At 63.8% G+C, this 22,483-nt stretch carries 23 protein-coding genes and 1 tRNA gene; 14 read left to right on the top strand and 10 right to left on the bottom strand.

Going from position 1 to position 22,483, the window contains the following annotated elements:
- Positions 1–18 precede the first annotated feature (18 nt).
- The 5 genes from OB905_01620 to OB905_01640 all read left to right on the top strand — a co-directional run bounded on the left by OB905_01620 (position 19) and on the right by OB905_01640 (position 4,389).
- Complete coding sequence (locus OB905_01620) at positions 19–2,250, top strand: CDC48 family AAA ATPase (GenBank protein ID MCU4924683.1); 2,232 nt, start codon at positions 19–21, stop codon at positions 2,248–2,250.
- Between the two features lie 93 nt (positions 2,251–2,343).
- Positions 2,344–2,613 (top strand): hypothetical protein, encoded by a 270-nt coding sequence (locus OB905_01625; GenBank protein MCU4924684.1) that lies wholly within the window; start codon positions 2,344–2,346, stop codon positions 2,611–2,613.
- A gap of 115 nt (positions 2,614–2,728) precedes the next feature.
- A complete protein-coding gene (locus tag OB905_01630) occupies positions 2,729–3,364 on the top strand; it encodes a ribonuclease H (protein MCU4924685.1) in 636 nt (211 codons plus the stop codon).
- Between the two features lie 87 nt (positions 3,365–3,451).
- Positions 3,452–3,919, top strand: coding sequence for a DUF2240 family protein (locus tag OB905_01635; protein MCU4924686.1), 468 nt, complete (start codon positions 3,452–3,454; stop codon positions 3,917–3,919).
- Positions 3,920–3,921: 2 nt separating this feature from the next.
- Positions 3,922–4,389 (top strand): hypothetical protein, encoded by a 468-nt coding sequence (locus tag OB905_01640; protein MCU4924687.1) that lies wholly within the window; start codon positions 3,922–3,924, stop codon positions 4,387–4,389.
- A 9-nt stretch (positions 4,390–4,398) separates the two neighbouring features.
- On the opposite strand, the gene OB905_01645 is transcribed toward OB905_01640, so the two are convergent.
- On the bottom strand, positions 4,399–5,052 hold the full coding sequence (locus tag OB905_01645; protein ID MCU4924688.1) for an HAD family hydrolase: 654 nt from the start codon (positions 5,050–5,052) through the stop codon (positions 4,399–4,401).
- A gap of 173 nt (positions 5,053–5,225) precedes the next feature.
- Here OB905_01645 and OB905_01650 point away from each other — a divergent pair, with 173 nt between their 5' ends.
- The 3 genes from OB905_01650 to OB905_01660 all read left to right on the top strand — a co-directional run bounded on the left by OB905_01650 (position 5,226) and on the right by OB905_01660 (position 8,988).
- Positions 5,226–6,980, top strand: coding sequence for a cation:proton antiporter (locus OB905_01650; protein MCU4924689.1), 1,755 nt, complete (start codon positions 5,226–5,228; stop codon positions 6,978–6,980).
- The gene (locus tag OB905_01655) at positions 6,973–8,664 is read left to right on the top strand and encodes a cation:proton antiporter (GenBank protein ID MCU4924690.1); all 1,692 of its coding nucleotides are present in this window, start codon (positions 6,973–6,975) and stop codon (positions 8,662–8,664) included. The genes OB905_01650 and OB905_01655 overlap by 8 nt, the downstream gene beginning before the upstream one ends.
- 129 nt (positions 8,665–8,793) lie before the next feature.
- Positions 8,794–8,988 carry a hypothetical protein gene (locus tag OB905_01660; protein MCU4924691.1) on the top strand — a complete coding sequence of 65 codons (195 nt, stop codon included), beginning with the start codon at positions 8,794–8,796 and terminating at the stop codon, positions 8,986–8,988.
- 44 nt (positions 8,989–9,032) lie between these two features.
- On the opposite strand, the gene OB905_01665 is transcribed toward OB905_01660, so the two are convergent.
- From OB905_01665 to OB905_01675, 3 genes are all read right to left on the bottom strand, one after another.
- Positions 9,033–10,730: a cation:proton antiporter gene (locus OB905_01665; GenBank protein MCU4924692.1), complete on the bottom strand. Its 1,698-nt coding sequence runs from the start codon at positions 10,728–10,730 to the stop codon at positions 9,033–9,035.
- A complete protein-coding gene (locus OB905_01670) occupies positions 10,723–12,453 on the bottom strand; it encodes a cation:proton antiporter (GenBank protein MCU4924693.1) in 1,731 nt (576 codons plus the stop codon). Before OB905_01670 ends, OB905_01665 begins: the two co-directional genes overlap by 8 nt.
- A 111-nt stretch (positions 12,454–12,564) precedes the next feature.
- The gene (locus tag OB905_01675) at positions 12,565–12,942 is read right to left on the bottom strand and encodes a methylglyoxal synthase (GenBank protein MCU4924694.1); all 378 of its coding nucleotides are present in this window, start codon (positions 12,940–12,942) and stop codon (positions 12,565–12,567) included.
- A gap of 127 nt (positions 12,943–13,069) precedes the next feature.
- On the opposite strand from OB905_01675, the gene OB905_01680 reads away from it, so the two are divergent.
- Entirely contained in the window at positions 13,070–13,489 is a 420-nt protein-coding gene (locus OB905_01680) for a VOC family protein (protein MCU4924695.1), read from the top strand.
- An 88-nt stretch (positions 13,490–13,577) separates the two neighbouring features.
- On the top strand, positions 13,578–14,411 hold the full coding sequence (gene pyrF / locus OB905_01685) for an orotidine-5'-phosphate decarboxylase (GenBank protein ID MCU4924696.1): 834 nt from the start codon (positions 13,578–13,580) through the stop codon (positions 14,409–14,411).
- A 36-nt stretch (positions 14,412–14,447) separates the two neighbouring features.
- Here pyrF and OB905_01690 read toward each other — a convergent pair whose 3' ends face one another.
- Positions 14,448–14,627 (bottom strand): hypothetical protein, encoded by a 180-nt coding sequence (locus tag OB905_01690; protein ID MCU4924697.1) that lies wholly within the window; start codon positions 14,625–14,627, stop codon positions 14,448–14,450.
- Positions 14,628–14,754: 127 nt separating this feature from the next.
- On the opposite strand from OB905_01690, the gene OB905_01695 reads away from it, so the two are divergent.
- The 4 genes from OB905_01695 to OB905_01710 all read left to right on the top strand — a co-directional run bounded on the left by OB905_01695 (position 14,755) and on the right by OB905_01710 (position 19,489).
- On the top strand, positions 14,755–16,407 hold the full coding sequence (locus OB905_01695; GenBank protein ID MCU4924698.1) for a GTP-binding protein: 1,653 nt from the start codon (positions 14,755–14,757) through the stop codon (positions 16,405–16,407).
- Between the two features lie 111 nt (positions 16,408–16,518).
- Positions 16,519–17,292, top strand: a complete 774-nt coding sequence (gene proC, locus OB905_01700; protein MCU4924699.1) for a pyrroline-5-carboxylate reductase — start codon at positions 16,519–16,521, stop codon at positions 17,290–17,292.
- Entirely contained in the window at positions 17,285–18,124 is an 840-nt protein-coding gene (proB, locus tag OB905_01705; protein ID MCU4924700.1) for a glutamate 5-kinase, read from the top strand. Before proC ends, proB begins: the two co-directional genes overlap by 8 nt.
- Before the next feature lie 33 nt (positions 18,125–18,157).
- Complete coding sequence (locus OB905_01710) at positions 18,158–19,489, top strand: glutamate-5-semialdehyde dehydrogenase (protein ID MCU4924701.1); 1,332 nt, start codon at positions 18,158–18,160, stop codon at positions 19,487–19,489.
- Positions 19,490–19,628: 139 nt separating this feature from the next.
- Here OB905_01710 and OB905_01715 read toward each other — a convergent pair whose 3' ends face one another.
- The 5 genes from OB905_01715 to OB905_01735 all read right to left on the bottom strand — a co-directional run bounded on the left by OB905_01715 (position 19,629) and on the right by OB905_01735 (position 22,272).
- Positions 19,629–20,054, bottom strand: a complete 426-nt coding sequence (locus tag OB905_01715) for an SHOCT domain-containing protein (GenBank protein ID MCU4924702.1) — start codon at positions 20,052–20,054, stop codon at positions 19,629–19,631.
- 77 nt (positions 20,055–20,131) lie between these two features.
- Complete coding sequence (mch, locus tag OB905_01720; protein MCU4924703.1) at positions 20,132–21,067, bottom strand: methenyltetrahydromethanopterin cyclohydrolase; 936 nt, start codon at positions 21,065–21,067, stop codon at positions 20,132–20,134.
- A gap of 84 nt (positions 21,068–21,151) precedes the next feature.
- A complete protein-coding gene (locus tag OB905_01725; GenBank protein MCU4924704.1) occupies positions 21,152–21,460 on the bottom strand; it encodes an MTH1187 family thiamine-binding protein in 309 nt (102 codons plus the stop codon).
- A 57-nt stretch (positions 21,461–21,517) separates the two neighbouring features.
- Positions 21,518–21,883, bottom strand: a complete 366-nt coding sequence (locus OB905_01730; protein MCU4924705.1) for a hypothetical protein — start codon at positions 21,881–21,883, stop codon at positions 21,518–21,520.
- Between the two features lie 318 nt (positions 21,884–22,201).
- A tRNA-Gly gene (locus OB905_01735) sits at positions 22,202–22,272 on the bottom strand.
- Positions 22,273–22,483 lie beyond the last annotated feature (211 nt).

Raw genomic sequence — 22,483 nt, forward strand, 5'->3', positions numbered from 1 at the left:
CGCCGTCCCCCTCGAATCATGAACGAAGTCCAACTGGAAGTCGCGAAAGCGTACCCGAACGACTCGGGTCGTGGTATTGCCCGGCTCGACCCGGATACGCTGTTGCATCTGAAGCTGAGTCCGGGTGACATCATCGAGATCGAAGGCGCCGACACCACCGCTGCGAAGGTGTGGCGTGCAGACCGACAGGACTGGAACACAGACACTGTCCGCATCGACGGGTTCACCCGTCAGAACGCCGACGTGGGAATCGGCGAGCGGGTGACGATCCGCAAAGCCGAGGCGACGAAAGCAGACAGCTTAGTCCTCGCGCCGCCGGAAGAGGCGTCGGTGCAGTTCGGCTCGGACGCCGCCGGGATGGTCAAACGCCAGATCTTGAAGCGCCCGGTCGTCGGACGGGACATCGTCCCGGTCATGTCCTCGACGAACCACCCATTCATGCGCTCGCCCGGCCAAGCGATCCCGCTGATCGCCGTCGAGACCGAGCCCGAGGGCGTCGTTCTCATCACCGAGGACACCGACGTCGAACTCCGCGAAGAGCCAATCTCGGGCTTCGAGAAGACCGGTGGTGGGATCACCTACGAGGATATCGGCGGTCTCCAGGGTGAGATCCAGCGCGTCCGCGAGATGGTCGAACTGCCGATGAAACACCCCCAGATCTTCAAGAAACTGGGGATCGAGCCGCCACAGGGCGTCCTGTTGCACGGGCCGCCCGGCACGGGGAAGACGCTGCTCGCGAAGGCGGTCGCCAACGAGACCTCCGCGAGTTTCTTCTCCATCGCGGGCCCGGAGATCATCTCGAAGTACTACGGCGAGTCCGAACAACAGCTCAGGGAGATCTTCGAGGACGCCAGTGAGGAGTCCCCGGCTATCATCTTTATCGACGAGTTAGACTCGATCGCACCCAAACGCGAGGACGTCACCGGCGAGGTCGAACGCCGGGTCGTCGCACAGTTGCTGACGATGATGGACGGACTCGAAGCCCGCGGCCAGGTCATCGTCATCGCGGCGACCAACCGGGTCGACAGCGTCGACCCCGCCCTTCGCCGGCCCGGCCGATTCGACCGGGAAATCGAGATCGGCGTCCCCGACGAGGTCGGCCGCGAGGAGATCCTCCAGATCCACACCCGCGGGATGCCTCTCTCTGACGACGTCGACCTCTCGCATCTCGCAGACGAGACTCACGGCTTCGTCGGTGCCGACATCGAGAGCCTAACCAAAGAGGCCGCGATGAAGGCCCTGCGCCGATACCTCCCCGAGATCGATTTAGACGAGGAAGACATCCCGCCGTCCCTGATCGATCGGATGATCGTCAAGCGCGAGGACTTCGGCGGCGCGTTGAACGAGGTCGAACCCTCGGCGATGCGGGAGGTGTTGGTCGAACTCCCCAAGATCTCCTGGAACGACGTCGGCGGCCTTCACGACGCCAAAGAGCAGGTCCAGGAGGCAGTCGAGTGGCCGCTCAACACTCCCGAGCGCTTCGACAGGCTCGGCATCGACCCGCCTGCGGGCGTCTTGCTGTACGGCCCGCCCGGCACGGGGAAGACGCTGATGGCGAAAGCGGTCGCCAACGAGACGAACGCCAACTTCATCTCGGTGCGCGGTCCGCAACTGCTCTCGAAATGGGTCGGCGAATCGGAGAAGGCGATCCGTCAGACGTTCCGGAAGGCCCGGCAGGTCTCCCCGACGGTGATCTTCTTCGACGAACTGGACGCGCTCGCCCCCGGTCGTGGTGGCGAGGTTGGCAGCAACGTCTCCGAACGAGTCGTCAACCAGCTGCTGACCGAACTCGACGGGTTAGAGGAGATGGGCAACGTGATGGTCATCGGTGCGACCAACCGCCCGGACATGATCGACCCCGCGCTGCTGCGCTCGGGTCGGTTCGACCGCCTCGTCATGATTGGTGAGCCCGACATCGACGGCCGCGAGCGCATCCTCGACATCCACACCCAGGATACGCCGCTGGCCCCCGACGTCAGCCTCCGTGAGATTGCCGAGATCACTGACGGCTACGTCGGCTCCGACCTCGAGTCGATCGGTCGCGAGGCCGCCATCGAAGCGCTTCGTGAAGATCCCGAGGCAGACGTCGTCGAAATGCGTCACTTCCGGGCCGCAATGGAGAACGTCCGGCCGACGATCACCGACGACATCTTAGAGTACTACGAACGCATCGAGGAGGAGTTTACCGGTGGGTCGGCGATGACCGAGCCCGGAACCGGCCGCCGGGGCAGCCGCATCGGATTCCAGTAGGCGGCCCCTACGAGGGGGGAGCACTGCTCCCGTACGAAACGGTTTTACCTGACACGCTCGTCCACCTGATACCGGTCCTGACCGGAACGTTGGATGTCGAACCAGTCACCGACGAAGAACGACTCCGCAGCCGAGGAACCGTCTCCGAGCGATCGCACCGACCAGCGGACGCTAGAGCGAGTGCTCCCGTCGCTGGCAGCGCCGATTCGGTTCGCGAGCTTCTGGCTCGCTATCTTCCTCCCGTTTTTGTATATTCCACTGCTGTTGAACGGACTGTCGACCGGCTTTGAGGTGGTGTCGGCGCTCGGGTTAATTGCCGCGAACGTCGTCGTCCTCTACGTGGGTCACGCACACCGCCAGTGACTCCGGTTCGATGCGTCTGCTCTCCACTGATGAGCCACCTCTCTACTGATAAGCCCCCTTTCCACTGCTGCGTCTGGGCCACAGGTTTAAGGTTGCGACACCCCCAACGTGTGGTATGGCCGCCCACGGCCGCCCCGCGCTGCGGGACCTGTTCGACGAGTCGCCGACACCCCACATTGCCCACCCCCCGCGCACCCACCACCGTGATTTCTACGTCGCGACCGACGGCTCCTTTCGTGAGTCGGGTGGCGGACTCGGTGCGGTGATCGAGACCCGAGACGGGACGCGCGTCGCCCGCCTCGCGACCGTAGACGCCCCGCCGGACAATAACGTAGCCGAGTATCGGGCGTTGCACCTCGGCCTCGACGTCCTCGCTGCACGCGCGCCCAAAAACGCCCGCGTCGGCATCCTCGTCGATCATGACTCGCTCGCGAGCGACGTCAACACCGCCGTCCTCGCCGCCAACGAACCCGACCGAACCCCGCCACGACCGTTCTCTGCGCCGACGGAAACGCGTCATCACTGGCGGGGGATTCGTGCGCGTATCAGTGGCTTCGGCGAGGTCCGTGCCGCCCGTATCGCCAGCGACCAGAATCCGGCACACCCGCTTGCGAACGCTCCTGACCAGTACCGCCACGTCAATCGGGAGGCCGACCGCTGCGTGTTGCCTGAGCCACCCCAGTCGACGGGCCCCGAGATCCCACCGCCCTCGCGGGCCAACCGCAACGGCGGCGGTCGAGCCTCTGACTGACAGTTGCCACCGACTTGGCTGCCGACCACCTCCGACTCCGGCTGACGACCGCCACCGTTATCTCGTCGGTCGAGCAACGTCGGTTCGATGAGTCTTCGCGTCGCCGTCGCCGCACCGTTCGTCCAGCACGGCAGCCGCCGCCTCCGGGAAAACGAGTTCGTCGTCGCCCTCTCGCTCGACCGCGACTGGTTCTCGCCCGACCAGACGAAGCGACTGATCGACGTCGCCGCCGCCGAGAACCTCCTCGAGCGCGTCGACGGCGAACTCGCCTGCGCGTTCGATCCCGCCGATGTGACGATTCCCGAGGGGTTCGTTCCTGACGACGACCTGCTCCGCGGGCGCTCGGCCTTCGAGCGCGTGCTTGAGGCGGTGGTCGAGGCGGGTGTCCCAAAGCGTGATGCGGTCGGCGAGATCAACCAGCTACAGAGCGACCTGGCCCTCACCATCGAGGCGGCCGCGGTCGTCTATGCGCGCCGCGAGGGAGTCGACGTCGCCGACCTGGCCCCCGCGGCTCGCGAGGGGGTTCTCGGAACCGACGACGTCGGAGGTGTCTGACTGTGGTCGAGCGCCGAATCACCGACGGCCGGCGGATCGCCGAGTTGCTCGCGAGCGAACTCGACGGTCGCACTGATGGTGCGTTGGCCCACCTGGCGGTCACCGACGCGAACCGGGACGTCGAGCCGACTTCGGAGGGGTCGCGGGCCTACGACGTCCGGCGTACCGTCGGAGAGACAGACACTGCGGACGACCGCGTCGAAACGGCACGTGACGATGCCCCCGTAGAACCCGCACGCGATCGCCTGCTCGCGCAGGTGTTCGTCCACGACGAGGGCGCGACCGTCGTCGTCGAGACGGCTCGAGAGACGGCCCGAGAGGCTGCGACCGCCCGTGATCTCCCGGTCGATGCCGACCCCTCGCGGTTCGACGGCATCGCCGTGACCGTCCCGACCGGCGCGGCAACCAAGCGCGCAGCCGACGTACTCGCAGCCGTCGCTCGGGTGGCAACCGAGTACGACCGTGACTGAGCGGCGACGCTAGGCCAACTCCGCGAGCAACGTCGGGAGTCGAGTTGCGAGTTCGGCCTGCCGAACGTGGGCGACGGCACGCTCGTCTTCTGGCGGGCCGTCTGGCGTTACCACCTGGATGGCGTCGAGCCCGACCGCGGTCGCGCCACCGACGTCGGCGTCGATATCGTCGCCGACGTAGACCGCGTCCGTAGCCCCGACGCCGAGTTCGTCGAGGATCGCCTCGAACGCCCGTGGATCCGGCTTGCCAGCCTCGAGTTCGCCCGTCACGAGCGACACGTCGAACGTCCCCTCCCAGCCGAGCGTCGCAAGCTTGTCCCGTTGGGCCCGGATCGGTCCGTTCGTCAGCAGGCCAATCCGGTACTCGGCTTTGAGGTCTGCGAGCATCGACTCGACGCCCGGAAGCGGAGCCAGCGAGTCGGCGATCGTCTCGCGGTAGGCCGTCGCGAGCGCGCTCGGATCCGCCTCGCAGTCTGCGAGCAGTTCCTCGAAAATCGGTTCACGAGTCTCCTGTGTCAGGTGCCGGCTGTGGGCGTCGAGGTACGCCGCTCTGGAGATCGGCGGTGCACCCGCGGCCGCAGCGGCGTCTTCGAGGATCGTCGCCCGGTCACGATCCGGAACCGCAAGCGTCTCGTCTAAATCGAAGACGACCGCTGTGAGCATACCTGCTCGAAGGACAGCGACGGGTTTGAGGTTGTCGGAGACGGTCGAGCAGCGTCGGGCTAGTCCGGCGCTCGACGCGTCCACCACCGTCTTCGAGTCGGCTGAGTCTGCCGTCCACGACGTCGTCTTCCGACAGCGTTAATTCTCGGCCCGCAAAAGCCCGATCAAATGCAATGCTTTCCGAGGTAGCTCTCAGCGTTGATCTTGCCATTATCCTCTTGAGCGCGACGATTGCCGGCTTCCTCGCGAAACGGACGGGACAGCCGACGATCATTGCCTACATCGTCGCGGGGGTCGTGTTGGGACCGGCTGCGCTCGGTCTCGTCGAAGTCACGACTCTTACCGAGACGCTCTCCGAGCTGGGGCTCGCGTTCTTGTTGTTTTTGCTCGGTATCAAGATGCGACTCGAAGAGATCAAGCACGTCCTCGCACCGATCGTCAAGATCTCGATTCCGCAGATGGTCGTGGTCTTCCTCGCGGGTGCCGGCACCGCGGTCGCACTCGGCTTCGGCCCGGTTGAAGCCCTGATCATCGGGCTGGCGGTGATGTACAGCTCAACTGCGGTCGTGATCAAGATGTTAAATGACAGGGACGAGGCGACGTCGCTACACGGGAAGATCGACGTCGGTGTCTTGCTCGTTCAAGACGTTGTTGTCGTCATCATTCTGGCCGTGCTCGCGGCCGGCCGACCGGACGACGTCGCCGAGGTTGCGACGACGCTCGGCGTCGTGCTCGTCCTCGTCGCGCTCATCACCGTCGCCGCGATCGTGGCCTCCCAGACGCTACTGCCGAAACTGTTCCGGCGGATCGCCGACAACAAGGAGGTCTTCTTCCTGATCGCGATCTCCTGGGCGTTCCTCTTCGTGTTCGTCTCCGACAACATCAACGTCTTTCTCGCGCCGCTCGGCATCACGGCGTACCTCTCGATCGAGATGGGCGCGTTCATGGCTGGGCTGGCCATCGCACAGCTGCCCTACAGTAAGGAGCTACAGGATCGGGTCAACCCGCTGACCGACCTCTTCGTGATGATCTTCTTCGCCTCCGTTGCGCTGGATCTGCAGACCAACGAGTTGCTTGCGTTCTGGCAGGAGGCGGTCATCGCCGCCCTGATCCTGATGCCGATAAAGTTCCTCGTGTTCTTCTACCTGATCGACTGGCAAGGGTTTGGTACAGAGACGACGTTTCTCGGGAGCATCAACATGATCCAGGTCAGTGAGTTCGGGATCATCGTCGCTGCCGTCGCGTTCGAGGGCGGCTTCATCGACGCGGAGGTGCTTGGCTTCATGACGCTGCTCGCGATCTTCACGATGGCCGTCTCGGTGTACTTCATCGAGTTCAGTCATCCGCTGTTCGAGCGGTTCGAACCGACGTTCTCAAAGTGGACTGGCGACGGCGACTTCGAGGGTGGAAAACGGGAGTACCGCGATCACGCGATCGTCATCGGCTACGACGACGTGACGCGCAACGCCCTCCCGATTCTCGCGGAGACCTACGACGACGTCGTCGTCGTCGACCGAACCGTCGATCACATCGAGGAACTCGAAAAAGAGGGATACGACGGAATTTACGGCGACTTCCGAAACGCCACGATCCGGAAGGATGCGGCCGTCTCGAAGGCAGCGTTCGCCCTCTCGTCGTCGGTCCAGCCGGAAGTGAACAAGGCGTTGCTCAGACAGGTCGGCGAGGACACGACCGTCTTCGTCGAAGCGGACCGGATCGAACACGCACACGAGCTGTACGACAGAGGTGCTCACTGCGTCATCATGCCGTCGTACTTCGCTGCCGATCGGCTCGCCGACTACCTCCGGTCGTATCTCGAGGAGGACCAACCGCTCGAAGACATGATGGAACACGACGTCGAACTACTGGACAGTTCGGACCCGTTCCCAACAACGGCCGACCGGATCGGGGGTGGTAGCGATGACTGACCTGCTCACCGCGGTCTCGATAATCTTCATCGTCGCGGGGCCGTTCTTGCTGGTAGCCAACCGGTTCAACCTTCCAACCGTCCCGTTTTTGGTCCTCGCGGGGGTCGTCGTCGGCTTCTTCGTCGAGCCGGAGCTCACGCTCGAACTCGCGCAGTACGGGATCGCGCTGCTCGTGTTCTCCTTCGGCGTCGAAATCAACCTCTCTGCGGTCCGAACGGTGCTGGTCGACAGCGAACTCGCCGCACTCGGACAGATTCTCGTCGTCGGTTCGCTCGGGTTCGGGTTCGGGCTCGTACTCGGCGTTCCACCCGGCGAATCGATCTTCCTCGGCGCCGCTGCAGCGCTCTCGTCGACGATTGTCGGAACCGCACTGTTACAGCGAGAGTTCAACGCGAACCTCGTTCGCGGACGGCTGGCAAACTCGATTCACTTCGTCCAGGATCTGCTCGCCATCCTGTTCGTGCTCGTCTTGGGCGCCGCGACGCTCGCCCCCGGCCCCGTCGCGACGATGCTCGGGTACGGACTCGCACTGCTCGTCGCTGCCGTCCTCGTTAACCAGTACCTGTTCGACCTCGTCGGCAGGCTCGCTGGGGACTCTGACGAACTCATGATTCTGGCGGTCGTCTCGCTGCTCGTGCTGTTCGTCGGCGCAGCCCAGTTTGCTGGCGTCTCGATCGTCGTCGGCGCCTTCGCGGCCGGACTCGCCGTCCGTCACGACCCGGTCGAATACCTGGGACTGTTCAACGGTCTCCAGTCGATCCGGGATTTCTTCGTCGCCATCTTCTTCGTGACGATCGGGGCGCTCGTCGTCTTGCCGTTCGTCGAGATCGGTTGGACGGAGTCCGTCGAGAAGCTGCTCTTGGCGGGCGGGCTCGTGCTTCTGACGGCAGTGGTAAAGCCAGCGGTCACCACGGTGATCTTACTCTCTCAGGGTTACGAAGCGCGTACAGCGACGCTGACGAGCTTCAACACCGACCAGGTCAGCGAATTCGCGCTCATCATCGCGATCGAAGCGCTGTTGCTCGGACTCTTGACCCAGTCAGTGTTCGACGCGATCATTTTCGCTGCGGCGGTGACGATGGTGACGTCGAGTCTCAGTCAGCGCTACGACGAGGAGATCTACCGGTGGCTTTCGGCCCGTGGACTCCTCGGAAGCAGACACGAGAAGATCGACGAGTGGAGCGAGGTCCCCGCAGATCTCTCCGATCACGTCGTCATCGTTGGCTACGGCCGGCAGGGCCAGAGACTGGTCGAAACCTGTGAGGACCTCGGCCAGCCCTACGTCGTCATCGAGAACGATCCGGCCCGCAGAGACACGATCACCACCAATTGTGACGCATTCGTCTTCGGTGACGCGATGGAGCAATACACCTGGACGAAAGCAAACGTCGACGATGCACGACTCGTGGTTTCAACGATCAAATCGGCCGTCGTCTCCAGACGGCTCCTCTCGTTCGAGTTCGAATCCGACCTGACCCTGCGTGCAGGCAATCGAGAGAGCGCGCTGGAACTGCTCGATTCGGGAGCGCTGTACGTCAGCCACTCGGAGCTGCTCGCCGGCCAGCAACTCGCCACGCAGCTTCGAGCGCTGGTCGACGGAGAGCAAACGCCAGACGAGCTTCGCGACGAGCAGCGAGCCGAACTGGAGGGCCGCGCCGATCCCATCTTCAACCCGCTGCGCTGACGCGACAGATCATCGGCCGGCAACCCACGTACGCTATCCCGCGTTCGGCCAGCACGACCGCGCTCGTCGTGCCGACTCGGAAACGATACCGCCAAGCGTTTTACACCTGCTCGAGACGTAGCGATACTGATGTTCGAGTCACTCGACCCGGTTCGTCTGCTCCGAAACCTCGGCGTCTACACCGTGGCGGTTCTCGTCGCAATCGTCGGCGCAATCGGGCTGATCGACGTGATCGACATTCCCACCGTCCTCGCGGGGTCGTTACTCGTTCTCGGCCTCGGCATCGTCCTCGCCGTTCACGAGTATCTTGGCGGCCCGTTCTGAGAGAGAACCCTCCGACCGCGCCGACTGAAACGCGAAGACCGGACTCAGTACTGTTCGCGCTGCGTGGTGAAGCCGTACCGTTCGAGTTCGGCCAAGCGATCGCGGTGGTCGGCGGCGAGCGTCTCGATATCCGTCTCGCCTTTCAGCAGCGCGTCGATGACCTCTCTGAGCTGCTCGCCGGCCAGAATGTCTGGGACGGTGACGTACGTCGCCCCCGAGTCGACGAACGCAGCGGCCTCCTCGGCGTCGGCAGATCGGAGGATGATATCGGCGTCGGGCTCCAGTTCGAGCAGATGCTCGGACACTGGTCGGTGGTCGACCGTCGAGACCACGAGCGTGGCGTCTTCGAGGTGGGCCTTCTCCCAGGGGTACGTCGACATCGCATCACCGAAGACGTAGTGTCGACACTCGGCCTCGAGTCGGTCGTACAGTGCGGGGTCGTTCTCGATGACGACGTAGGGCTGGCCGAGGTCCTCGCAGGTCTCGACGAGCCGACGGCCTTGTCGACCGTAGCCAAGCACGATGACGTGATCGGAGAGAGTGTCCTCGACACGGCTGTGTTGATCGACTTTCCGGGTTCGTTGCTCGGTAAAGAACCGCGGGACGACCGTCGCGTACAGATCTTCTTCGGTCCGTCGGATAGCGGCAGCGAGCACCATCGTCACCGCTGCTGCGAGGATGATCGCGTCGAACATATCCTCGGTGATCGTTCCCATGAGCAGCGCCTGGATGGCGATCACGAGCGAGAACTCGCTGACCTGATTGAGCCCGGTCGTGGCGAAAAACGCCGTTCGCACGTCGTACCCCTCGTAGACGAACGCGAGGAGTAACACGACTGGATTGACGACCGCCACGAGCGCCACGAGTACGAGCGCGACCGTCGCGGCCTCGAGCGACGGGATCGACACCAGCGCCCCGACGGTGACGAAGAAGATGGTGACGAAAAAGTCCCTGATCGAGGCGATTCCGTTTCCGACGGCAAGTGACTGTGTGCCGTCGTTTCTGATCGCAATCCCGGCGGCGAAGGCGCCGACGACGATCGAGATCCCGACGTACTCGGCGGCCGCGAGGAACGCAACCAGAATTGAGACACAGCCCATCAATACAAGTTCGTCGGAGCCGTCGGCGGCTCGGACGAGCAACGGGAACCCGTGGCGGTAGATCACGAGTCCGACGGCGAGCAACACGACGGCGTACCCGATCTTCGACGCGACGGCGTCGGCAGTCACGACCTCCGTACTGAGAATCAACAGCAGTACGATCGCGACCAGATCGTCGAAGAAGTGAATCGAGGAGGCGAGCCGTCCGTGAACGAGGTTGTCGCGGATCTCCGTCTCGAGCATCCCGGCGCCGACGAGCGTCGAGCTCAGCGTGACGGCGGCGCTGAAGTATACCGCGTTTCTGAACGGCTCGGCGAAGCCAAAGAGCTCACCGAGGACGTAGCCGGCACCGAACGCGACCGGCGCGACGACCAGGAGCTGGGTGATCGCGGCCACCTCGCCGTCTCTGAGAACCGACTGGACGTCGCCGAGATCGAGTCGAATGCCGAAGACGAACACGAGAAACGCGATCCCCCACTGGGCAAGCACCAGCAACTCGTCGAGTCCAATGGTCCACCCGATAGCCAGTCCGGCGAGGAGGTAAAACGGCACCGTCGGCAGCCGGAACTGGTTGGCGACGAACAACAACGCGCCGGCGGCGACGAAGATGATCCCGAGGTCGACGATGAGCGCTTCAACCATCGATACCACCTTCCTCGCCGACCATGTCAGACGCCGGCTCGTGTTCGCTTCGCCTGAGGCGATCGAGATCGTCGTTGACCGTCTGATCGAACGACGAGCGATCCTCGAGGTACCGTTCGAGATACTCGCTGATCATCTCTGCAGTCAGGTGTGTGCTCATGACGACGTACGTAGCCCCACGGTCGTAGAGCGCGTTCGCGTCATCGACTCGCTCTGCCTCGACGAAGACGATGGTGTCCTCGTCAACCTCCTCGAGGAGCGCTTCGTTGACCTCGCGCTCGACGCTCGAGCTGAGGACGAAGCGTGCCTCCGCGAGGTTCGCCTCCTTTCTGACCTCCGAGTGACGGAAGTCGCCGAAGAGCTGATCGTAGGGCTCGCCCCCACTGTCCTCTACGTGTCCCGCTTTGCGGTCGATGAGGACCACCTCGTCGTAGTGATCGACCAGGAGCGGGAGGATCCGTTCGGAGATGTCGTCTCGGCCGATCACGATGGCGTGGTCGCTGTAGGTCGCGATCTCCGCATCGCGGTCGCCGGCTGACTCGAACCGACGGAACCACGGCTCGACACGCTCGTAGATCGCGTGATTGTTGGCGACGATATACGTCGAGATGGTCATCGTCATCAGTGCCATCAGCGTCAGGTAGCCGAGGATGTCGGGCCCGATGTACTCCTGTTGGATGGCCAGCGCACCGACGATCAACGAGAACTCGCTGACCTGGACCATGTTGATCGACGCCAGAAACGTCGGCTCGACGCCAAAGCCCTCGCGATCGATGAGGTAGAACATGATCCAGAAGTTCCCGATCATCAGTACAACCGAGGCGATGATCGCCTCCTGCCAGTAGGCGAAGAGACTCGCAGCGCCACCTTCGATCTGGAGGCCGATGCTCGCGAAGAACACGAGGATGAAGAAGTCGGTGATCGGCGTGATTCGATCCTCGAGTTCCTTGCTGTAGGGCAACTGTGCGAGGCTCAGTCCGGCCAGGAACGCACCGATCTCGATGCCGCCGTCGAACTGGCTCTCTGCAGCGGCGATGAACAGAAACGCCCAGGCGATTGCGATGATCAGGAAGATGTCCTTGTTGTCTGCGACGCGACGGAACAGCCGCGGGAGAAGGTACTTCGAGGAGGCGATGGAGACGATCCCGATAACGGCGATCATCGCGAACACGACTGCCAGTGTCTGGAGGATCTCGCCAGTACTATCGAGTGAATCCGCGCTGAACATCGCGAGGACGACCACGAGATAGATGTCCTGGACGATGAGGACGCCGACGTCTATCTTCCCGGGGAGCGTCGTGATCTCGTCTTTGTCGGTCAGCACCTTGACGATGATCGGCGTCGCACCGAACACCGTCGCCAGCGAGATGACGATGATCTCTGTCGTCCCGAACCCGAGCGCCAACGCGACTGCAAATGCGAGTGCCGTCTGCAACACCGTCTGTCCGACGGCGACGTTCGTCACCGGACGCAGGATCTCTCGAATGTCCGAAAACCGCATCTTCATCCCGAGTAAGAACAGCAGAAAACCCAGACCGAGCTCGGCCATCAGGTAGACCAGCCCCTCGTCGGTGACGATATCGAACATGACCGGGCCGAGGATCACTCCGGTGGCGATGTACGCGATGATCGTCGGCTGCCCCAGCTGTCTGACGAGAATACCGATGATCGTCGCAACGACGATGATGATCGCGAAATCAGCAGCTAGGGCGATGTCGCTCATCTACGCTCGCATTTGGGAATCGTGCGGTTATACGTTCGGCTTTTCACTCAATAGCTACCTCACAACCGTCCTGCCGTGCGCTCTTTTGCCACCGTGAGACGCGTCTTGTCGTTACCCATCTCGGTTCGAGACGCCCTCGATCAGGTACTCCGCACCCGCGAGGTTAGTCGCGAGCGCGGTATCGTGGACGTCACAAATACGCAACAGCGCGGAGATGTCCGGCTCGTGGGGCTGTGCCCGAAGCGGATCGCGCAGGAAGACGATTCCGTCGAGGCGGTCGTTGGCGACCTGGGCGCCGATCTCGAGATCGCCCCCCAGTGGTCCCGACTGTTTGCGATCGACGTCGAGGTCGGTCTCCTCCATCAGCCGCTTGCCCGTCGTGCCGGTCGCGATCAGTTCGTACTCCCGGAGCGTCTCCTCGTGGGTCTGTGCAAACTCGATCAGGTCTGCTTTTTTCTCGTCGTGGGCGATCAGCGCGAGTCGCGTCATACCGGTCGGTTGGGCGCTCGGCTATTAATGATGGGTCTTCCGGCGACTTCCGACCCACCAGGGACTTCTGACCCACTTTCGCCCGGCGGTCGAAGCGTTTTTGTCCCGCTCACCCGCCCTCGCAGGTATGCCCGAACTCGACGCCCACCACGTGGGTCTGACCGTCTCGGATCTCGACGAGTCGATCGCCTTCTATCGCGACGTCTTCGGCCTCCCCGTCCGCCAGCGTTTCGAGGTCGGCGGCGAGGCGTTCGCCGACGCCGTCGACGTCGACGGCGCGAGTGCCGACTTCGCCCACCTTGACGCCGGCGGCGTCAGGATCGAACTGGTTTCCTACGAACCCGAGGACGACGAGCGCGGGACACCCGAACTCAACCAGCCAGGTGCGGGTCACGTGGGACTCTCGGTCGACGACCTGGAGGCGTTCTACGACGGACTTCCCGACGACGTTCCCACGCTGAGTGAGCCACGGACGACCGAGAGCGGCACGTCGATTCTGTTCGTTCGGGATCCCGACGGAACCCTCGTCGAAGTGCTTGAAACCTGAGGCGCGGTGTCCACTGTGCGAGGGAGCGCGTGCGTTTCCGACCGGGCGGATAGCAACACTTTCGACCCTCGACCGGCGACTCGCGAGCATGAACTTCTTCGATCGGCTCCACGACCGCATCGTCTCGGTCGACAGCGTCGTCAGCGTCGGCTTGGACCCCGACCCGAAGCGGATTCCCGACCACCTACAGGAGTACGACCTCCCCCGGTGGGCGTTCAACCGCCGAATCATCGACGCGACCCACGAGCACGCCGCGGTCTACAAGCCAAACGCCGCTTTCTACGAGGACCCCGACGGCTGGGCCGCTCTCGCTGAGACCGTCGCCTACGCCCACGGGAAGGGCGTTCCCGTCTTGCTCGACGCCAAGCGCGCCGACATCGGCAACACCACGCGACAGTACGCCGAAGCCCTCGGCACCGGCGGGCTCGACGTCGACGCGATCACGGTCAATCCCTATCTCGGTCAGGATTCCCTCCAGCCGTTTCTCGACCGCGAGGAGGCCGGGGTCTTCATCCTCTGTCGCACATCGAATCCTGGCGGCGCGGACCTGCAGGACCTCGAGCTCGCGGGCGGCGAGCGCGTCTACGAGCACGTCGCCGACCTCGCTAGCGAGTGGGACGAGAACGACAACGTTGGACTCGTCGTCGGCGCGACCAACCCTGACGAACTCGCCGAGGTCCGCGAGCGGGTCCCCGATCTTCCCTTCCTCGTCCCCGGCGTCGGCGCCCAGGGCGGTGATGCCGAGGCCGCCGTCGAGCACGGACTCGCGAACGGCGTCGGACTCGTCAACTCCTCGCGAGGGATCATCTTCGCCGGTGAGCGTGTCGGCCCCGACGGGAGCGGGTCGGACGAAAACGGCTTCTACAAGGCGGCTGGTTCAGCCGCAAAACAGCTCAAACGGCGACTCAATCAGTACCGATAGGCGTCAGTCTGCCCGTTTCGAACGTCCTCTCCCGTCTCAGAGCCGGTGGATGTCCGTCTCGTCGATCTCCCGACCGGGATCTGCCTGCGAGGCACAGTCCGCACACAGCCCCATCCCCTGATCGTAGTGCGCTTGACAGGCGAACGTCCCGCAGTTCTGACAGCGCTCCTGGGCTGGGCGCGACTCGCAGATCTGACACAGGCCGCTAACGCTCATAGTCGCGGTAGGTGATCCAGGGGCTTGAAACCGCGCCCGGAATCGCGAGCGTCACGGCCTGCGTCGCCGTGTGATTCTGTTACACGCTACGCGAAGTCTTTTTGCGTGCTCCCCTCTATCACCCCTCATGAGCCGTAACCGGGCTCTACTGGAGCGAGCCCTGGAACGTGGCGAACGGGACGGTGGCAGCGTCGAGTTCAAAGAGCGCCTCCTTCGGGACGTCCACCTGGAGGGAGGCCGCCGAGAGAGTCTGGCCGCGCAGCTTCGACACCGGGTCCTCTCCGGCGACGGCGAGGCGACCTACGTCATCGGCGTCACGGACGACGGCGGTCTCGCCGGCATCGATCCCGACACCTTCTCCGAGTCGATGGACGTCCTCTCACTGCTGGCGGCAGAGGCCGACTGCCACATCGACGAGGTCCAGACCTGGGGTGTCGACAGTGAGACCGGCGTCACCCCTTCCGAGCGCGGAACCGACGTGCCCCGAGACCGGGGTCTCGTCGGCGTCGCAACCGTTCGCGAGGGCGCCGTCTTAGATACCGACGACGAGCACGTCGTCGTGGGCACCGCGGGCCACGTCGACCACGGCAAGTCCACGTTAGTCGGCTCGCTGATCACCGGACGGGCCGACGACGGAGACGGCGCGACCCGGGCGTTTCTGGACGTCCAGCCCCACGAAGTCGAGCGCGGCCTCTCGGCTGATCTCTCCTACGCCGTCTACGGCTTCGACGAGGAGGGTCCGGTCCACGTCCGAAATCCCAACCGGAAGGCAGACCGCGCCCAGGTCGTCGAGGAGGCAGACCGACTGGTCTCGTTCGTCGACACGGTCGGCCACGAGCCGTGGCTGCGGACGACGATCCGCGGGCTCGTCGGCCAGAAGCTCGACTACGGCCTGCTGGCGGTCGCAGCCGACGACGGACCCACGCGAGTCACCCGCGAGCATCTCGGCGTCTTGCTGGCGACCGATCTGCCAACGATCGTCACGATCACCAAAGTTGACGCGGTCGACGACGAGCGCGTCGAGGAGGTTGAACGCGAGGTCGAGCGCCTTCTGCGCGACGTCGAGAAGTCCCCGCTGTCGGTCGCACGCCACGGCGTCGACGCCGCCGTCGACGAGATCGGCGAGACGGTCGTCCCAATCGTTAGAACCAGCGCGATCACGATGGAAGGCTTAGACGTCTTAGACGAACTGTTCGATCGTCTCCCCAAAACGTCGGGCGACGACGGCGAGTTCCGGATGTACGTCGACCGGAGTTACGCCGTGACGGGCGTGGGGGCGGTCGCCTCGGGCACCGTCATGGCCGGCGAGGTCGAGGCGGGCGACGAACTCCTGCTCGGACCGATGCCAGACGGCAGCTTTCGGGAGGTCGAGGTCCGCTCGATCGAGATGCACTACCACCGCGTCGACACCGCCCAGGCGGGCCGAATCGTCGGCATCGCGCTCAAAGGCGTCGCCGAAGCCGACATCGAGCGCGGGATGGTCTTACTTCCGGCCGACGCTAATCCGGAGCCAGTCCGCGAGTTCGAAGCCGAGGTGATGGTGCTGAACCACCCGACGCGGATCGGTGACGGCTACGAGCCCGTCGTCCACTTAGAGACGATCGGCGAGGCTGCCGCCTTCTACCCCGAGAACGGGCGGCTCCTGCCAGGTGACACCGGCCGCACGCGCGTTCGTTTCAAGTTCCGGCCGTACCTCGTCGAGGAGGGCCAGAAGTTCGTCTTCCGCGAGGGCCGCAGCAAGGGCGTCGGGACGGTCGTGGACACGGACCCGGACGCGTAGTCCGTCGACCAGCAGGACACTGGCAGTGGCTGCGAGAAGCGGCCGCCGGAGTCCATCGCCCGACCGAAACCAAAGTTGGTATGTCGCGCTCGGTTCCTCAGTATACCCAAGATGGTAGAGACGAGCGTAATCGGTTGTGGAAACATGGGTAGCGCCCTGATACGCGGTCTCGACCGCGCCGGCGGGCACGAGGTCACGGCCTGCGATCTCGACCCCGGCGCGCGCGAGGCCGTCGCGCCCTACTGCGCACAGACGACGGACGACGTCGCCGAGGCTGCCGAGGCCGACGTCGTGGTCGTCGCGGTGAAACCGGATCTCGTCGGCGTGGTGCTCGACGACCTCGAACTCGCGCCCGAACAGACCCTGGTCTCGATCGCTGCCGGCGTCTCGACGGCGTTCGTCGCGGCTCGCACCGACGCAAACGTCGCGCGGGTCATGCCGAACCTCGCGGCCGAGACCGGCGACATGGCCGCAGCCGTCACCGGCGAGGTGACCGACGACGTGCGCGCGCTGCTCGACGACGTCGGCGAGTTCGTCGAGATCGAAGAATCCCAGATGGACATCGCGACGGCGGTCAACGGCAGCGGTCCGGCGTTCGTCTTCTACCTGCTGGGCGCGATGGCCGACGCTGGCGTCGCAGGCGGGTTAGATCCCGACGACGCCGAGACGCTCGCCGCCCAGACGTTCAAGGGCGCCGCCGAGACCGTCCTCCGGTCCGAGCGATCGGTCGACGAACTGATCGACGCCGTCTGCTCGCCCAACGGGACGACAATCGAGGGAATGGAGGTCCTGTGGGACAGTGACGCCGATGTGGCCGTCTCCGAGGCGGTCGGCGCGGCCGAGCGACGCTCCGGGGAACTGGCCGCCGAATTCGACGATGGTTGAGCCGGTTCCCGAGGCCGAGGTGGCCGCGGCGCGGAAGCTTGCCGCCGACGCCCAGCGTGTCGTCGTCAAGGCCGGGACCAACTCCCTGACCGACGACGAGTCGAACTTGGATGAGGAAAAACTCGGCAAACTCGTCGACGACATCGAGGACCTGCTCTCGCGGGGCAAAGAGGTCGTTCTCGTCTCCTCGGGGGCGATCGGTGCCGGGACGGGACGGATCGCAGAGTCGACCGAGACCGTCGAGGAGTCTCAGGCGCTGTCGACGGTGGGACAGAGCCACCTCATGCACCGCTACACCGAGAGCTTCGAACGCTACGACCGGAAGGTCGCCCAGTTGCTCCTGACCCAGCACGATCTCGAAAATCCCGAGCGCTTTACGAACTTTCGCAACACCGTCGAGACGCTGCTCGAGTGGGGCGTCGTCCCGATCATCAACGAGAACGACGCGGTCGCGACCGCCGAAATTCGCATCGGGGACAACGACATGCTCTCGTCCTCCGCGGCGATCGGCGTCGACGCCGACCTGTTGGTGACGCTGACCGACGTCGGCGGCGTCTACACCGGCAACCCAAAGCGCGACGAGGACGCCGAACTGATCGAAGCGGTCGGACACAACTACGACACGGTCGAAGAAATCGTCGCCGGGGGAAGCGCCGAAGGCGTCGGCTTCGGCGGCATCGAGACGAAAGTCGCCGGCGCCCGCGACGTCAGCGAGTACGGCGTTCCGGCAATCATCGCGAAGTCCACCGAGCCCGGCGTGCTCGAACGAATCGCCACCGCCAAATCCGTGGGAACCATATTCGTTCCTATCAACGGCGTAACCGACGACTGAACCCGCGTCTTACGGTAAATACCATCCAAAGCCATGACGAACATCGAAACCGAACGGAAGGTCGAAGCAGCACAGACCGCAGCCTTACAGCTCGCACAGCTGTCCGACGAGGAGCGACAGGCGGCGCTTTACGACGTCGCCGATGCACTCGAGGCGCGAACCGACGAGATCCTCGCGGCGAACGAGGACGACGTCGAAGCCGCCGAGGAACTGCTCGCAGAGGGCGAGTACACCCAGGCGTTCGTCGACCGACTCACCCTTTCGGAGTCAAAGATCGAGAGCATCGCGGAGATGGTCCGCAGCGTCGCCGAGCAGGACGACCCACTCGGGAAAACCCTCGAGTCACGCCGACTCGACGAGGGACTCGAACTCTACAAAGTCGCCGTCCCGATCGGCGTCGTCGGCGCCGTTTTCGAGTCCCGCCCCGACGCGCTGGTCCAGATCGCCGCACTCGGACTCAAGTCCGGCAATTCGGTCATCCTGAAAGGTGGCAGCGAGGCGCTGCACTCGAATCGGACGCTGTTCGAGATCATTCGGGAAGCGACCGCGGACGTCCCCGACGGCTGGGCCCAGCAGATCGAGGCCCGTGAGGATGTCGACACCCTCCTCGAGATGGACGGGGCGGTCGACCTGCTCATGCCCCGTGGCAGCTCTGCGTTCGTTGAGTACATCCAGGACAACACGAGCATTCCCGTTCTCGGCCACACGGAGGGGATCTGTCACGTCTACGTCGACGAAGCCGCAGATCTCTCGATGGCCGAAGAGATCGCCTACGATGCGAAGGTGCAGTACCCCGCGGTCTGTAACGCCGTCGAGACGCTGCTGGTCAACGAGGCCGTCGCCGAGGAGTTCCTGCCGGCGATCGTCGACCGGTACGAGGGCGCCGACGTCGAGGTCCGGGGCGACGAGGCCACCCGCGAGATCGTCGACGTCGAGGCCGCGACGGAGGCCGACTGGGACACCGAGTACGGCGATCTGATCGTCTCGGTTCGCGTCATCGACTCGATGGACGCTGCGATCGAGCACATCACGACTCACGGCTCGAAGCACACCGAATCGATCGTCACTGAAGATGCAGATCGCGCGGGCACGTTCATGCGGAGTCTCGACTCCGCGAGCGTCTTCCACAACGCCTCGACTCGCTTTGCCGACGGCTACCGGTACGGCCTCGGCGCCGAGGTCGGTATCAGTACGGGCAAGATCCACGCCCGCGGTCCCGTCGGCCTTCAGGGACTGACGACCTACAAGTACCACCTCGAAGGAGACGGCCACCTCGTCGCGACCTACGCCGGCGAGGACGCGAAGCCGTATCTCCACGAGGAGTTCGACGGCGAGTGGGCACCGGGTCGGCTGTCCCAGGAGTAACGCCGTCTACTGCGTCTAATGGGCAGCTCTCGCCCGCTCACAGCCTGTCTCCGCGGGAGGAGACGGTACCCGTCTGACCGCGAGACACAGTACTCGAAGCTCAGTACCCGCGCGAGGAGCAGACTCTGAAAGTGGGCACTTACCGATCCTCGAGTTCAACGTCTGGCGCGTTCTCGGTCTGGCTCCCGTTCGACGCTGTGGATCGATTTGTATCGCGATTCAGGCTCGCGGACCGGTCGGAGTCGAGTATCTGCTGAAGCTTGTACTCGAACGCTTCCTCGGTGAGTTCTCCCTCAGCGTATCGCCGTTTGAGTGTCTCTACCGGATCGTCGTCTGACGCTTGCCCGTACTGTTCGGCCGTTTCTTCACCCCACCACTCCTCGATATCCTTTCGGTCACCAAACAGCAATGCGACGGTCGGGGTCAGAACGAACAGGCCGACGACGCCAATCAGTAACACCCAAGGCCCCGTAAAGAGGCCGACGACGAGTATCGCCATGAACACGAGTCCGACGACGGTTGGCAGGTTCTCGCGGAGTCGGGTGAACGCCGTCTCTCGGCTCATACGCGAGTGTACCGTCTACGACGTGAAAAAGTGTAGGTCACCAAACACTGTGATGATCCCATCTCTCTTCCCGTCGACTATCTGAGTCCGAACGACTCGACGAGCAGGTCCTCGTCCGTCTCGCCGTGGACGTACGTCGGCCCGCCAAGGACGTCGATCGTCACCGTCGCGGGCGCGAAGAGATCCGCCGGAACGTCCGAAAAGTCCCAGTCTACCGATTCGAAGATCTCGGCGAAGGGGCGGCCGTGCTCGTCGGCCGCCGTCGAGGGAACCGCGTCGAAGAACTCCGCGTCCTCGCGGACGACGAGGTGGGCGGTTCCACCGTAGGCGAGTGCGTCGTTCGTCCGTGCGATCGCGTCCTGCTCGCTCTCGGCGACCGGCGCGACCGGGGCTCGACCCGACGCTGAGACGATATCCCGCGGATCGTAGCCCAGCTCCGAGAGCCGGAAGGTCGCGAGCTCTGCCGCTCGCGCGGCGTTCGTGACGCTGCCAGCGACGCTCGCGGTCGGGTAGGCGAGCAAGAAGACGCCGCTGGTCTCGACCTCTGCGAGTTCGGCAACCTGCTCTGCGGCCGCTTCGGTTGGCGGCTCGTCGGTCTCGACGGCCAGTGCGGTCAGATCGAAGGCGTCGGTGTAGCCGATCCGGCGGAACTCGTCCTCTTCAGCGACTAACGCTCGGGCGGGGCCGCTCCCGAGTCCCTCGAAGTCCTCGGTCGTCAACTCCCAGCCTGCCTTCTGAGAACACAGCAGCGACAGTGCGGGCTGGTCGGTCGCGAGTTCGACGTAGGGGATCGGTGCGCCGCCGATCTCGCCTAGCTCTCGCCCCGGGGTTGCGAGGCCGGCGGTCTGAATCTCTGTGAGCAACAGTCCGGCCTCGATTCCGCCGTCGAACTCGACGCCGAAGTCGAGTACTGTCGCCTCGTTCTCTAGGTCGTAGCCGCCGACGTTCAGCTCCTCGGCGTATTCGAGTGCTTCGTCCACGAGCTCGATTGCCAACCGGTTGAGACTGTCCATACGCGGGGTTCGCTGCCCTCCCTGAAACAGTTTATCAGTCCGAGCGCCGGAAGCGGCGCTCGAGAACGCTGCGGTGTCCGCTGGCTACTTGTTCGTCGGCGGCCGGCCGAGTTCGGATTCAACCGACTCGACCTTGTCCGCGGCGCTTCGATCGACGGTACGTTTGTCGTCTACTTTCAACACCGTGCTGACGCGGTCGGCTTCGATCGCATCGTGGGCGGCCTGAGCGGCGGCGAATAGCTCGTCCGTGCTCTCGGCTTCGATCGTCGTCCCCATCGGTCCGGTCTCGTAGCTCACGTCGTACTCTTCTAAGGTGTCGATTGCCGCGGCAATTTCGGAAGCCATGCTGTCTTCGACGACGGGTGCCGTACTCAGGAAGCCGATCACGCTCATACGCTCGTTGAAACCGGCCACGACTAAAGTCGTATCCTTGCGTTGCGGTGGATCGACTCAGCGCGACGGATCGTGAGCGTCGTGGGGCGAGGGTGCGTGCTCGGCAGGATAGATCACGATGTCGCCGTCTGCGTGGACGTACACCTCGTGGTCGAGTGCGCTGAACGCGACGTGGCCGCGCTCGCGACCGGAGCCGTCGGCTTTCGTGGCGAACAGCCGTTCTAAGGCGTCGGGGTCGATACTGTCGTAGAGGGAGAACTCCCCTTGGGAGACGTCGGTATCCGCAATCGTCGCGATGGCGTGAACGATGGTCGTCGTCAGTGTCGCGGTTCCGTCGGGATCGTACTGACAGACGTACCGGTCGTGTTCGTCGTCGTATTCGAGGTCGGTGGTGTCGTGTGTGGAGGATGCGTGTGCTTGCATTTCGATACTAGACTGTGCGATCGTCTACCGATAAATAGAGAACCATTGTATAAAAGTCAACCGGACGGGAAAACGACACGAGTTCGTGAGGCTTTTCTCGGAATACTATTCACGTCTACTGTATTTTCTTACTGACTGAGGTATGAATCTGGGAACACGCAGCGCTCGCGAGGGTGTGTTCGGAGAAATGCGCTGGCTGGGATTTGAACAACGCGAAGGCAGTCCTGCTCGCTCACTTCGTTCGCTGTGCGGGCTGTGACTTCTCTTGTTCAAATCCACAGAACGATGTTTCTGCTCGCGAAATTGCTCGCAGAAACATGCGCTGGCTGGGATTTGAACCCAGGTTGTGACCATGGCAAGGTCACGTGATACCACTACACTACCAGCGCCCTGTTGCATCTATACCTACTACCGGATGGATGTATAAGGGTTGCGAATCCTCGCAGCTTCGTGAGCGTATCGCATGACGGCGTCGCCGTCGGGAGACTGGCGGCAACTCGTTCCGGAATACAAAATTCTCACGCTTTCAGTCGCACGTCCATGCACCCGAATCTCACGATTTCTGGGGTGTGGGGCGTTCACACCCGGGATCGATTCCGC

This window comes from Halobacteria archaeon AArc-dxtr1 (assembly GCA_025517425.1).
Taxonomy (GTDB): domain Archaea; phylum Halobacteriota; class Halobacteria; order Halobacteriales; family Natrialbaceae; genus Halostagnicola.